Origin of the sequence: Rhodococcus sp. 114MFTsu3.1 (genome assembly GCF_000383555.1) — a bacterium.
GTDB classification, from domain to species: Bacteria; Actinomycetota; Actinomycetes; order Mycobacteriales; family Mycobacteriaceae; genus Rhodococcoides; species Rhodococcoides fascians_E.
On the sequence record NZ_KB911549.1, the window covers coordinates 270,101 to 282,272 of the forward strand.

At 66.1% G+C, this 12,172-nt stretch carries 10 protein-coding genes; 8 read left to right on the plus strand and 2 right to left on the minus strand.

All coding sequences use genetic code 11. The features are described from left to right. Positions 1-40: 40 nt before the first annotated feature. The 8 genes from H292_RS0113305 to H292_RS0113340 all read left to right on the plus strand — a co-directional run bounded on the left by H292_RS0113305 (position 41) and on the right by H292_RS0113340 (position 10,156). Complete coding sequence (locus tag H292_RS0113305; RefSeq protein WP_020111727.1) at positions 41-1,441, plus strand: O-antigen ligase family protein; 1,401 nt, start codon at positions 41-43, stop codon at positions 1,439-1,441. Continuing rightward, positions 1,333-2,406 carry a glycosyltransferase family 4 protein gene (locus H292_RS0113310; protein WP_019664825.1) on the plus strand — a complete coding sequence of 358 codons (1,074 nt, stop codon included), beginning with the start codon at positions 1,333-1,335 and terminating at the stop codon, positions 2,404-2,406. Before H292_RS0113305 ends, H292_RS0113310 begins: the two co-directional genes overlap by 109 nt. After that, positions 2,403-3,953: a flippase gene (locus H292_RS0113315; RefSeq protein WP_020111728.1), complete on the plus strand. Its 1,551-nt coding sequence runs from the start codon at positions 2,403-2,405 to the stop codon at positions 3,951-3,953. The genes H292_RS0113310 and H292_RS0113315 overlap by 4 nt, the downstream gene beginning before the upstream one ends. Further along, positions 3,950-5,038 (plus strand): glycosyltransferase family 4 protein, encoded by a 1,089-nt coding sequence (locus H292_RS0113320; protein ID WP_020111729.1) that lies wholly within the window; start codon positions 3,950-3,952, stop codon positions 5,036-5,038. The genes H292_RS0113315 and H292_RS0113320 overlap by 4 nt, the downstream gene beginning before the upstream one ends. A 277-nt stretch (positions 5,039-5,315) precedes the next feature. Further along, entirely contained in the window at positions 5,316-6,596 is a 1,281-nt protein-coding gene (locus tag H292_RS0113325; RefSeq protein ID WP_230621121.1) for a hypothetical protein, read from the plus strand. After that, on the plus strand, positions 6,586-7,695 hold the full coding sequence (locus tag H292_RS0113330; RefSeq protein ID WP_020111731.1) for a glycosyltransferase: 1,110 nt from the start codon (positions 6,586-6,588) through the stop codon (positions 7,693-7,695). Before H292_RS0113325 ends, H292_RS0113330 begins: the two co-directional genes overlap by 11 nt. Continuing rightward, positions 7,682-8,959, plus strand: a complete 1,278-nt coding sequence (locus H292_RS0113335) for a hypothetical protein (protein WP_231383833.1) — start codon at positions 7,682-7,684, stop codon at positions 8,957-8,959. The genes H292_RS0113330 and H292_RS0113335 overlap by 14 nt, the downstream gene beginning before the upstream one ends. Before the next feature lie 6 nt (positions 8,960-8,965). After that, a complete protein-coding gene (locus tag H292_RS0113340; RefSeq protein WP_020111733.1) occupies positions 8,966-10,156 on the plus strand; it encodes a lipase family protein in 1,191 nt (396 codons plus the stop codon). A gap of 6 nt (positions 10,157-10,162) precedes the next feature. Here H292_RS0113340 and H292_RS0113345 read toward each other — a convergent pair whose 3' ends face one another. Together H292_RS0113345 and H292_RS0113350 are read right to left on the minus strand one after the other, a co-directional pair. Then, positions 10,163-11,347: a PP2C family protein-serine/threonine phosphatase gene (locus H292_RS0113345; RefSeq protein WP_020111734.1), complete on the minus strand. Its 1,185-nt coding sequence runs from the start codon at positions 11,345-11,347 to the stop codon at positions 10,163-10,165. Continuing rightward, the gene (locus H292_RS0113350; protein WP_019664833.1) at positions 11,344-12,144 is read right to left on the minus strand and encodes an alpha/beta fold hydrolase; all 801 of its coding nucleotides are present in this window, start codon (positions 12,142-12,144) and stop codon (positions 11,344-11,346) included. Before H292_RS0113350 ends, H292_RS0113345 begins: the two co-directional genes overlap by 4 nt. Positions 12,145-12,172: the final 28 nt, after the last annotated feature.

Genomic DNA, 12,172 nt, shown 5'->3' on the forward strand with positions numbered 1-12,172 from the left:
TCGCTCCAGGCCAACCACACTCACGAGCCCCGGGTCGTCCGTGATCGCGTACGTCGCGATCGCCTTCGCCGCCGTTGCGGTGGTGGGGGCGGGTCTGTTCGTTGCCCGTGCGATCCTGCACCGCCCCCAGCGAGGCCTGCTGCTTCTCGCGGCATTCGTGCCGCTCAACGGCCTGCTGGCCATCCTTCCCCTCCCCGGCGTCGTGTCCGGATGGAAGGAAGGCCTTGTGCTGTTCACCCTCGGCTGTGCGTGGTTGCGGCGGGTCAGGCCGCGACCACGGACACCGACACCACGCCCACATCCGCCACTGACCATGCCCTGGTGGCCCGCGGCCGCCTTGTTCGTCGTCTTCGGAGTCGTCTCGGCGCTCGTGTCGTTCGGGCTCATCGGATTCGTGGCCATCAAGGTGACGTTCTTCTACATGCTGCTGGTGGGGATCCTCTGGCTTTCCCCGTTCGACGCCCGTGACCGCGACAATCTGGTCAGCGTGCTCATGGGGATGGGCGTGTTCACCTCGTTGGTCGGCATCGCACAACTGGTGCTCGGCCCGGCTTTTCTGGTGTCGCTCGGATACGAGTACGGCACACAGGTCAGAACCTCCGGCGGTCTGCTTCGAACGTTCAGCACGTTCAACCTCCCGTTCCCGTTCGGCCTGTACGTGATGCTGGCGCTGCTCGTCGGCGGCGCCGTCGCCCTGGCCGATCCGGCCCGCCGTCGCAACGCCGCGTTCCTGTGGATGACACCGATCATGGTCGTCGCTATGGCAAGTTCGATCGTCCGAGGCGCAATCCTCGGCTTGCTGGTCGGTTTGATCTACCTCATTGCCATTCGTTTTCGCTTCCTGGCCGTGCCGCTGGTCGTATCCGGTGTAGCTGTCGCAGTGATCGTTCCGTTCGTGCCCAAGATCTCGTCCGTCTTCTTCTCGTCGAGCAGTCTGAACGAACGCGGTGACGGATGGAACGACATCATCGCGAGCATCCTGATCCACCCGTTCGGTCAAGGTCTCGGTGCGAGCGGTGCAGCAGCCGACCGTATTTCGACCGCCTCGGGCGTGACGTTCAGCGGCCTGTCCACCAACTACCAGCCGGACAACTACTACGTGAAATCTGCGCTCGAACTCGGCCCTGTCGGATTGTGGGCGGTCGTTGCGCTTCTCGTCACGGCTCTGCTGTGGTGCACACGCCTGTCCAGATCTCTGCCCGAGGGCGACGACGCCCTTGCACTCGGTGTCGGTTCGTCGATCGTCGCGGCGATGTTCGCGAGCCTCATCTCGACCTATTTCGAAATTTTTCCGATCGACGTTTATTTCTGGCTTCTGTTAGGAGTGGTGGGATGCGCAGCAGCGCAACACGAATCAGCAGCAACCCCCGGATCGTCTACGGGGCGCTCGCCCTTCGGCCGGGCGGCAGCGGGGTCCAGACCTACATCCGCGAGCTACTGAACGAGATTCCGGCGCTGCTCCCCACAGCAGATCTCGCGGCAGTCGTCCAACGCGATGCCGTGGCCGAACTCCCGGGTGACGTGCACCCACTCCCCCGCCGTGTGGCCGACGGCGCGGTGCGTGCCGTTCTGGGGGCACTGCCCGTCGGTGACTGCGATATCGTCCACGGCCTCGATGTCGACCTTCCTCTCGTGACCAAGGCAGCCACCGTGGCGACCGTCCACGACCTGTCCGTGATCGACATGCCGTCGGCGTCCAGCAAGTTCCGGGCGTTCGGTGAACAGAAACTCGTCCGGCGTGCGCTGCGGAAAGCCGATCTGTTGATCGCGGTGTCGCAGTTCACCGCAGATCGCATCAAGGCGGTCAGCGGCCGAGAAGCCGCCGTCGCGGAACTGGCGCCCGCAGCATGGGCGACGCCGCCGGCGGAATCCGCCCTCGACGCCGTCCGCGAGAAGTACTCCCTTCCCGAGAGATTCGTTCTCCAGGTCGGCACCGTCGAACCGCGCAAGAACGTGCAGCTCGTCGCCGACGCGGCCGAACGACTCGGCATCCCGTCGGTGCTGGCAGGCGCTGGATCGAAGGGGCCGAATGCTCCGACGTCGTCGATCGGTCTCGGATACATCGACGTCGAGGACCTGCCCGCTCTGTACGCCACCGCCACGGTCACCGCCTACGCCTCACGCTACGAGGGGTACGGACTTCCACCCGTCGAGGCGATGGCCTGCGGCGGGGCGGTCGTCGCCAGTGCCGTCGGCGCCCTGCCCGACGTCGTCGGCGACGGTGCTGTGCTTCTCGGCTCGGAGCGGGTGGACAACTGGGCGGACGCCATGCGTCCCATCGTGTTCGACGCCGATGCTCGCGCCGCCCTCGTGTCGAACGCCGCGGCAGTCTCCGCGGGCCTGACCTGGCGGCGCACGGCCCAGCGCACGGTCGAGGCCTACCGAAAAGCGGGGATCGTCTCGTGACCGAGGACCCCTCGCTGGAGGGTACCGAACAACCGCCCGATTACCGTGCGATAGCTGCGGACCCTAAAGCGGCTGCCCGAGCCACCGCTGCGGTCCTGATGAGCCGCGTCGTCATTGCGGGACTGGGCTGGGTCGGCAGTGTGATCGTGGCCCGTTCGCTCAGCCCCGAGGGTTGGGGCCAGTTCAGTTTCGTGTTCGCCCTGCTGGGGCTGATGTCCGTCGTCACCGATCTCGGGGTCGGCCGAGTGGTATTGGCACGCTTGATGGACGGCAGCCTGGAAGAGATTTCGAGGACCGCGTCGTCGTTCCTGGCCTTGCGCACTGTTCTCGGCCTGGTCGGGTACGTGCTCGCAGTGGGGTACGTACTCGTGCTCCGGTACCCCACCGAGGTCGTTCTGGCGACAGCGGTGGGCGGTCTGGTCGTCGTCTTCGCCACGCCGAGTCATGCACTGTCGGTTCTGTTCCAGAGTCGCCACCGACTGCTGATGGTCGCCATCGCCGAGAGTCTGGGCCAAGCTCTTCAGCTGGCATTGACCATCCTCGCCGCGGTCTTCGCGCCGACGCTGCTCGTGTTCGTGCTGCCTGCCGTGATCAACGAGATCTTCAAACTGGTGTCGAAGTCGATCGGTATCAGGCGACGATCGCTCGGGCTGAGGCCGTCCCGGCACATCGATGTGCACCGGTGGGGCCCGTACCTGCGCGAAGCGATACCGCTGGCAATCGGTTTCGCACTGACCATCGCGATGCTGAAGATCGACGTTCTGATGCTCAGCCTGCTCGATACGTTCGACGCGGTCGGACTGTATTCGATCGGCTACAAGTTCTCGGACATGATGGACACCATCATTCTGGCCGCGGTCGCCCCCATCAGCACCCTTCTCATCGCCGCGTGGCCCGACGACCTCGCGACGTTCCGCAAGCGAACACGTTCGGCAGCAACTCTGTTCGCGCTGTTCGGAGCTGCGGCGGTTGTCGCGTTCTGGCCGTCGGCCGACCACCTGATCGAGCTTCTCTACGGCGAGCGCTTCGTGGCGGGCGCGGACGCTGCTCGACTTCTCGTCCTCGGCGCTGCCCTGATGTCACTGATCCTCCTCGGAATCTTCCTCCTCGCGTCGGCAGGCATGCAGCGCCACTACCCGGTCGTGGCGCTGTTCGGTCTCGCACTCAACGTGGGGCTCAATCTCGTTCTCATACCGCGCATGTCCTACGACGGAGCCGCCATCTCCACCGTCGCGACGCTGGGAACGACCGTCGTGCTGCTGTGGATCGTCATTGCCCGAACGGTTCCGGTGTCGACGTTGCTCCCGCTGGGGCCCATCGCACTGATCGTGGTCCTTGCGGCTGCGTTGTCCTTCGCCGGTTCGCTTGCCGTCTCGGCATTTCCATCCCTGTGGCTCGTGGTGTCCATCGCGTTCGCGCTCCTGCTGGTCGTCATCGTGTTCGGTGCCGCGAAACTCGGACTCGTCGAATCACCCTTGGGCAAGGACACTCCCCCCGGCGCGGCCACACCGCGGGCCGGCGGCCGACACCGAGCGGAGAAACGATGACCGACACGTCCACCGTTGTGTTCGTCGCCCACACCGGACAGGTGTCCGGAGCGGAGAAGATGCTGCTCGCGCTCGTCGATCGCGCGTCGGAAACGGGACACACCGTCGTGGTGGCCAGTCCCGGAGGCGCGCTGGCGACAGCACTTCCCGACGGCGTTCGGCACGTGACCATCCCGGAACTGGGGCTCGGTGGGCAGCGGGGCGTCGCACGGGTGATGGCGGCCGGCCAGATGCTGGCCCGCTGGTGGTCGGCGGGACGAACCCTGCGCCCCCTGGTGCGAGGAGCGGGGACGGCGACCGTCGTGAATTCCCTTTTCGCACTGCCGGCTACCCGCATCGCACGGCCACCTCGCGGTGCGTCGTGGCTTGTCCACGACGTGATGGCGAGCGGGCGGCAACGCGCGGTGACGAGGCTCGGGCGCGGTGTCGTACGCAGAGCAGTGGCGTGCACCGAGGCGGCCGCCGCTCCCGTCCGCGCTGCCGGTCTCGACGTCGAACTCGTGCCGTACGGCGTGCCCTGGCCCGTCGAGGATTTCGGCCGCGAGAGTGTCGGCACACCTCCTGTCGTCGGCATGCTTGCGCTGCTGACTCCGTGGAAGGGACACCGGGTACTCCTCGACGCGCTGGCGCTGACCCCTGGGGTGGAGGTCGAACTCGCCGGAGGCAGTTTTCCCAGCGACGAGACCTACGTCGCCGAACTGCGCGAGCGCGCAAGCGAACCGGATCTGTCCGGCCGGGTCAGGTTTCTCGGCCATGTGAAGCTCGACGATGCGCTTCGGCGATGGGATGTGGTGGTGTCGACGAGCGTTCTCCCCGAGGCCGGTCCGCTGGCCGTGCTGGAAGCGATGTCGCATGGACTGCCCGTGATCGCAACCGATCACGGTGGGCCGACCGAGTTCCTGCGCGACGGTGCAGGTGTTCTGGTCCCCCCCGGTGACCCGACGGCGTTGTCGCGGGCGGTTCAGGACGTGTTGTCGGACGGGACGCGCCGGGCCACGCTCGGGGCTCGCGCCCGCGCGAAAGTCGGCGCCGAACACAACATCTCCATCACGATGCCCGCGTTGCTCGAGGCTCTGATCGCATGACGCCGGTCTCGGGCTTCGTTCCGCCACGGACTCTCGAACCAGAATCCGTCCGGTTCTCGCCGGTCGAAACCGCGCCTCCGACTGCTTCCGGCCGCCCGAAAGAACTGCAATCCCGTTTCACAGCAGTGATTTTCGAAAAGCTTCCGTTCACGCGCCACTTCGGGCGTACCGAAGCACCGAGAGGCGGTTTGGGTATCATCGCACCTGTCCGGTCTTCACATTCGAGTGAAGGAATCTCTGCCCATGTAGGCGATCAAAGGAGCTTCGGTTGGCATCCGTGAACGATCCAGTGCACCGTAGCGACGTGCCGCCGCCGATCGACCTCGCCGGGCACATGAGAGAACTCGGTCGTGCTTTCCTTCCCGCGCTCGTCATCGGCTTGCTGGTGGGCGCTGCGGTGTTCTTCGCCCGAACCGAGTTGAGCGAGAAGCAGTACTCGGCATCGATCGTCACCGAAATCAAACCTGCGCAAGCTCTGGTGCCCGGTGATGCGTTCATCGAGCAGATGCGAGCACCCTTCATCGGTCTCGCGTCGGACAACGACGTGCTCGAACAAGTGGTTTCGGAGGTGGACACGGACTGGACCGCGGGCACGCTCGCGTCCAACCTGGCACTCGAGCCCGGCACCTCGCCTGCTCTGCTGGTCTTCACCGTCACGGCGCCGTCACCGGAACTTGCCCTCCAGTTGACCCAGTCGACGGTCTCGACGGTTGCGCAGGCCGCCAACGCGAACAGTGCACGCGACACCCAGAGCCAGCTCGAACAGCTCCAAGCAGCGGTGGCTGCGGAAGAAGCGCGGAACAACGCGCTTCCGGACGGGGACGCCAAGACTGCATCGAACGCCACTCTGAGTGATCTTCGAGGCCAGCTGGCACAGGTACAGAGCGGCGGTGGTGATCAGCTCGTCGTTCTGTCGACTCCCGAACAAAGCGATACCCCGGTCTCCCCCAAGCCGTTCTCGGAGGCGTCGGTTGCCGCGCTCGCGGCATTGGTCATCGCTGCAGAGCTGATCGTGCTGCTGCGCAGCAGAATCGGATCGCGGCCGACGCGGGCGTGGGCAAGCCGGGTCGCCAAGAAGTACCGTGCCAGTTTCGATCCTCAGGGCGGAGATGCGCTACCTCCGTCGGTGGTCGGCAGAATTGCAGCACGCGAGCGCGGGGGGCCCCGCACGTCGGGTTCGGCGCGGCATTCCGCTCCCGGACGCGACGGCTACGAGGCCGTCATCCTCATCGGCCAGGACGCCGAGTCCAACGCAGGCAGCACCACCCCGATCGCCGGATACGCGGTCGCCGAGGCGGTACCGCCCCAGGACGGGCGTGCGTTCATCGAGGGAGGTCTGGCGAGCGAGTGGTGGACGGTCGTCGATGTCGCGGACGTCGAGAGTGCCGTGGTGATTCTCTCGAAGGGCGGCAAGGACAGGAAGGCCGCCGAGCACGCACTTCGCCGCCTGCACGAGTTCGCCGTACCCACGTATCTCGTGCTGCAACAAGCCAGTAGCAAACGACGCAAGAAGTCTGCCGAGCCACAGAATGCGGAGGCCCCGAGCAATGACAACTGACCGGGTTGCAATCGTCCACGAGCGACTGACCGAGATCGCAGGTTCGGAACACGTCATCGAACAGCTCGCGCTGCAGTGGCCCGAGTCCCAGGTGTATGCCGCGGTCGCACGGGCACAGGGCATTCCGAAGGACCTGCCTCGCCCACCGAAGACGACGTTCCTCGACAGGGGATACAAGGCACTCGGCGAGCGCTCCTACGCCCCGCTGCTCCCGCTGATGCCCACGGCGTTTCGGCACTTGGAACTCGGCGACATCGACGCCGCCATCGTCAGCCACCACGCGTTCGCGACGCAGGCTGTGTTCGCCACCGACGCACCCGTCGTTGCGTACGTGCACAGTCCGGCGCGATGGGCGTGGGATCCAGCGCTGCGCGCGGGCGAGGGCGGCGGCAAGGCAGGTGCCGCGATTCTCACCGCGTTGTCCGCTGTCGCGCGCAAGTGCGAGATCGCTGCCGCCCCGAAGCTCCGCACCGTGGTGGCCAACTCGTCCGCGGTCGCCGATCGGATCTCCAACTGGTGGGGACGCGACGACGCCGTGGTCGTTCATCCCCCCGTCGACACCGAGGGATTCACACCCGACGCGTCGGTCGAGCGCGAGGATTTCTTTCTGCTGGCGGGCCGTCTCGTGCCCTACAAACGGCCGGACATCGCGGTGAAGGCCGCCGCGGCGGCCAACATCAAACTCGTGGTTGCGGGCGACGGTCGCGCGATGAACGCATGCCGAGAGCTCGCCGGGCCCAACACCACGTTCCTCGGTCGTGTGTCGCACGAAGACCTGCTCGGGCTTCATCGCCGCGCTCGCGGCCTGCTGATGCCCGGTGTGGAAGATTTCGGGATCGTGCCGGTGGAGACGATGGCGACGGGCACTCCGGTGATCGCTCTCGGTGAGGGCGGAGCGCTCGACACGGTCGTCCCCGGAGTGTCCGGTCGACTCGTCGCATCCGGTTCCGACGAGGAGGTGGTCGACGGGTTCGCCGCGGCGATGTCGTCGTTCGATCCGTCGGCGTTCGACCGGCACGAGATCCGCGCCTGGGCGGAAGGGTTCTCCCGGGCCAACTTCCGAGCCAAGATGCAGGAGGTTCTCGATGACATCGTCTGACCGCACGACAACGTATCGATCCACCGCGATGGATCGAGTGTTCGCCGAAGCCCGCACCATTGCCGTCATCGGCCCGTGCGTGACGTTGGACGAGGACGCCATCCGCAAGGCCCTGACCGTGGCAGAGCAGAGCACGGCGACTCCTCGGCTCGCAGTGGAACCGGACACTCACACCGTCCAGTGGCGCTACCGTCGAAACCTGGGCGAGCGGACCCCGATCGCGCACCTACCCGCCGAGGACAGTCACGACCTGGGCCACCTAATGGGCGTGATCCGGCGTCGCCCGGGCGTTCGGGAGCCACTGGAGGTGGTCATCGCAGGCGACTACATCGCGGTGGACTACTCGCACGGCGTCGGTGACGGTCAGATGGGTGTGCTGTTGCTCGCCACTCTGGGCGGAAACATCGATTTCGGCCGCGCCCCGGCTCTCGCCAAAGGCTTGCCGAGCAACACCACGTGGACGGCGATTCGCCACCATTACTTGTCACGTCCTGCAGCACTCCGAGATTTCTGGCGCCTGCGCAAACAGAACAAGAAGCCGCCTCGCCTGGTAGCGGGTGCCACCAAGCGCATCGAGGACTGGGAGTCCGGCAAGACGTCGCGAGCGGACTTCATGGCCCCGGATCGTGTTGCCCAACTGAAGAAGTGGGCGTCCACCCAACCGGGCAAGGCGACGACCGCGTCGGTCACCATCGCGTTGTGGATTGCCGCACTGGAGGCAGAAGGCGTGACCGTCGACGAGTCGGTGATGATCCTCTTCAACAGCCGTCGCTACCTGCCGCCGAAACTTCAGGACGGCCACGGCAACTTCGCCGTCGGTATTCCCGTTCGGATTCCTCCGTCGCCGAGCGCCACGGACATCGCGGCCCTGATGCGGCAAGTGATCGATTCAGGTTGGCCCATAGCGATTCTGGGGATGTCTCAGATCAAAGCCGCTCTGAAGCGCTCGGCTCCGGCCGCGCACGCGTCGACCGAACCCTCGATCGAGGTCAACGACCGCATCCGCCTCGCAGTCAGCGATCTCGGCAAACTGACCATGTTCGACGACGGACTGTGGATTCGCGACGAGCGGCCGCCGCGCCTGGCCGCGTTCCTCGAACCGGACGGGCCCGACGGTGCCACTCTGCTGGTGTCGGAGATCGACAACGGGCGTACGTTCACTGCGTCGTTCTGCGACAAGATGATCGACCCCGCGGTGATCGAATCCGCTCTGCGTCGGATGTGCGACGACCCCGTCGGGACCCTGCAGGCCGAACCGAAGTGATGACCGATGATCCGTGGAGCGCTCCGTGCACGAGCAATCGCCGCTGCACTCGTCGGCGTCCTTGCACTGGCGGGGTGTTCGAGCTCGTCCGGTGACGGACCGAACGACGACGCCACGGCGACGGACGGGTCACCGGGTCGGTTGTTGGCCGAGCCGGTCGAGTTCCTGGGGTATCCCGCGCTGGCGGACCTGACCGGCACGTCGGTATCGGTGCGTTATGCCTCGACGTCCGGTATAGACGGCTCCCCCACCGAGGTCACGGGAGTAGTGTTCGCGCCCAAAGGAACTCCGCCCGAGGGCGGGTGGCCGATAGCATCCATCGGACATGCAACGACCGGGGTGAACAGTCGATGCGCCCCGTCGACCCGTATCGGCCTGCTGGGCAGCCTCACGACGATCATTCCGTTCCTGTCCAACGGGTATGCCGTCACGATGACCGACTACCAAGGCCTCGGCACCTCGGAAGTGCACCCGTACCTGGAGCCGACGACGGCCGGTTACAACATCATCGACGCGGTGCGCGCGGCGCGGGAGGTGCTGCCGGAGAGTTCCACAGACTGGGTGGGGTACGGGGTGTCCCAGGGAGGGCAGGCCGTGTGGTCGGCCAACGAACTGTCCGACGACTACGGCCAGGGCCTCCAACTGCTCGGCACGGTGAGCATGTCCCCCGCCACCGACCTGACCGGGTTGGTGGACGAGATGCAGAACGGCACCTTGACCACCGCCCAGATCGCGGCTCTGCCGTCCATCCTGAGCGGTATCGCAGCCAAACATCCCGAACTCGAAACGAGCGACTACCTGCACGGAGTGCTCGAACGCAGAAGCGACGCGTTTCTCACCTGCCTCGGCGAGAACTCCGCACTGCAGTCCACTCTGGCCGACTCCGTTGTTCCCGCCGACTACGCTCCGGTGTCCCCGCAGGCAGCGGACCGGTTACGGACGTGGCTCGCCGAGTACAGCATTCCGAAAGGGCCCGCGCCCCAGCCGATGTTCGTCGGTTACGGTGACCAGGATCAGCTCGTGGCACCGCAGTGGACGATCGATGCCGTCCGCCGGGGATGCGCCATGGGCGATGTCATCGAAGTGCAGGTTGCAGCCAACCAGGGCCACGGCATCCTGAATCTCGGTGCACTACCGGCACAATGGCTCGACGGACGTGCGGCAGGCACTCCGCCGCCGAACAACTGCGGCGGTTGATGGCCGCTACGCCAGGGGCTTCGGCGGCAACCCGAAGGACAGTATCGCGGTGTCGTCGGACAGCCCTTCGCCGAAGCCCGTCAACAGTTCTCGGAGATCGTCGACGAAGTCGAGGGGTGATGCGGGCGATCGGGCGGTGGCGAACTCCAGCAGTGCGCCCTCGTCGTCGTAGCGTTTCCGTCCCACTCCGGTCCGAGCCTCGGTCAGGCCGTCCGTGTACAGCACGAGTGTGTCCCCCGGCAGTAACTGCACGCGCAGCGACACGAACCGCGGCGCGGGGAGGATGCCGACCAGCTGGCCGCCGGTGGTGTCGAGATAGCTCGCGGTGCCGTCCGCTCGCATCAGCAGCGCAGGTGGGTGCCCGCCGCTGGCGAGTTCGACGTCGAGCCGGCCTTCGCGCACGGTCATGACGCCGAAGATCACGGTGCAGAATCGCGAGTCCTCGTGGCCGAATTCGTGGAGCAGAAGCGAATTGAGGTTGTGCAACACCTCGACCGGGTCCTGGGCGTACACCGCCGCCGTGCGCAGCGAGTATCGCGTCGCCGACGTGACGACGGCGGCGTCCGACCCCTTCCCACACACGTCTCCGAGGAAGAACCCCCATCGATCGTCGGACAGCGGGAACAGATCGTAGAAATCGCCTCCGACGTCGTCCTGCGACGCGAAGTGGTAGTACGCGGCGGAGTCGACGCCTGCGGGTGGTGACAGCGCAGGCGGCAGCAGCGAGCGTTGCAGTGTGCGTGCGAGCACCTCGACGCGCTCGCGCTCGAGCTCGGCACGCCGTCGTTCGGCGATCAGCTCCCGCTCGTACGCCCGCCGCTCGCCGGCATCGAGAGCGGTGATACGGACCAGAGCAGGAAGCCCGTCGGGTCCGCGACCGATGTTCGCCGTCACGAACATCGGGTGGCGCTCGCCGTCACGGGCTACGAGGTCGAGCGCGACGCTGTCCACCGTTCCGCGGGTGAACAGCAGGGGCACGAAGTGCGTTTCGTAATGGATCCGACCTCCCGCCGTCAACAACTCGGTGAAGCGCAGACCGAGCAGTTCCTCGCGCTCGAATCCGAGCCACCTGGTCAGCGTGGAGTTGACCTTGGCGATACGGCCGTCCGGCCACGTCGAGAGGTAACCGCACGGTGCGTTCTCGTACAGATCCTCCGCGGATTCGACGAGGAGCGGATCGACGTCGCTCACGTGCGGCCGACGAAGGACAGTATCGCGGCCGCCGTCAGGTCGGGATGGCTCACGTGCGGACAGTGTCCACTGGCGTTCAACGTGATCAGCTCACTGCCGACGATGTTGTCGTGGACGAAGCGGCCGACCTCTCGCGGCGCCAACGCGTCGTGCTCGCACTCGATGACGAGCGTGGGGGTCACGACGCGCCCGAGGTCGGTGCGGTTGTCGGAGAGGAACGTCGCGCGGGCGAACGACCGGGCACAGGATGGATCCGTCCGACAGAACGTGTCGGTGAGTTCGGCCGCCAGTTCGGGACGATCGGGGTTGTCCATGATCATCGGTGCGATCGCTGCGGACCAACCGAGGTAGTTCGCATCGAGCGATTCGAGTAGTTCGTCGATGTCGCCTCGGGTGAAGCCGCCCTGGTAGTCATCGTCGTCGATGTAGCGCGGTGACGGCGTGACCAAGACCAGCTTGTCGAAGAGTTCCGGGCGCTCGGATGCGGCGAGCACCCCGATCATCGACGCGACGGAATGGCCGACGTACACGACGGGACCGAAATCCAGATCGACGAGAAGATCGACGACGTCCGCTGCGTACGCGTCGAGTCCGGAGTAGTCCTCCTCGTTCCATGCGGCCAGGTCCGATCCGCCCGCCCCGACGTGGTCGAACAACACGACGCGGCAGGTGGAGGCCAACAGCGCGGTCACGCCGCGCCACAGATGCTGGTCGCATCCGAATCCGTGCGCGAGCACGACGGTCGGGCCGTCGGGAACCCCGGTGACCCTCACGTTGTTCTTCACACGCACATCCATCGGCACAGTCTCTCACCTGCTGCTACGT

Bases quoted from the DNA above. Each gene is read 5' to 3' on its own strand.
- H292_RS0113310 (WP_019664825.1), top strand. From the start codon at position 1,333: ATGCGCAGCAGCGCAACACGAATCAGCAGCAACCCCCGGATCGTCTAC.
- H292_RS0113320 (WP_020111729.1), top strand. From the start codon at position 3,950: ATGACCGACACGTCCACCGTTGTGTTCGTCGCCCACACCGGACAGGTG.
- H292_RS0113330 (WP_020111731.1), top strand. From the start codon at position 6,586: ATGACAACTGACCGGGTTGCAATCGTCCACGAGCGACTGACCGAGATC.
- H292_RS0113335 (WP_231383833.1), top strand. From the start codon at position 7,682: ATGACATCGTCTGACCGCACGACAACGTATCGATCCACCGCGATGGAT.
- H292_RS0113340 (WP_020111733.1), top strand. From the start codon at position 8,966: ATGATCCGTGGAGCGCTCCGTGCACGAGCAATCGCCGCTGCACTCGTC.
- H292_RS0113350 (WP_019664833.1), bottom strand. From the start codon at position 12,144: ATGGATGTGCGTGTGAAGAACAACGTGAGGGTCACCGGGGTTCCCGAC.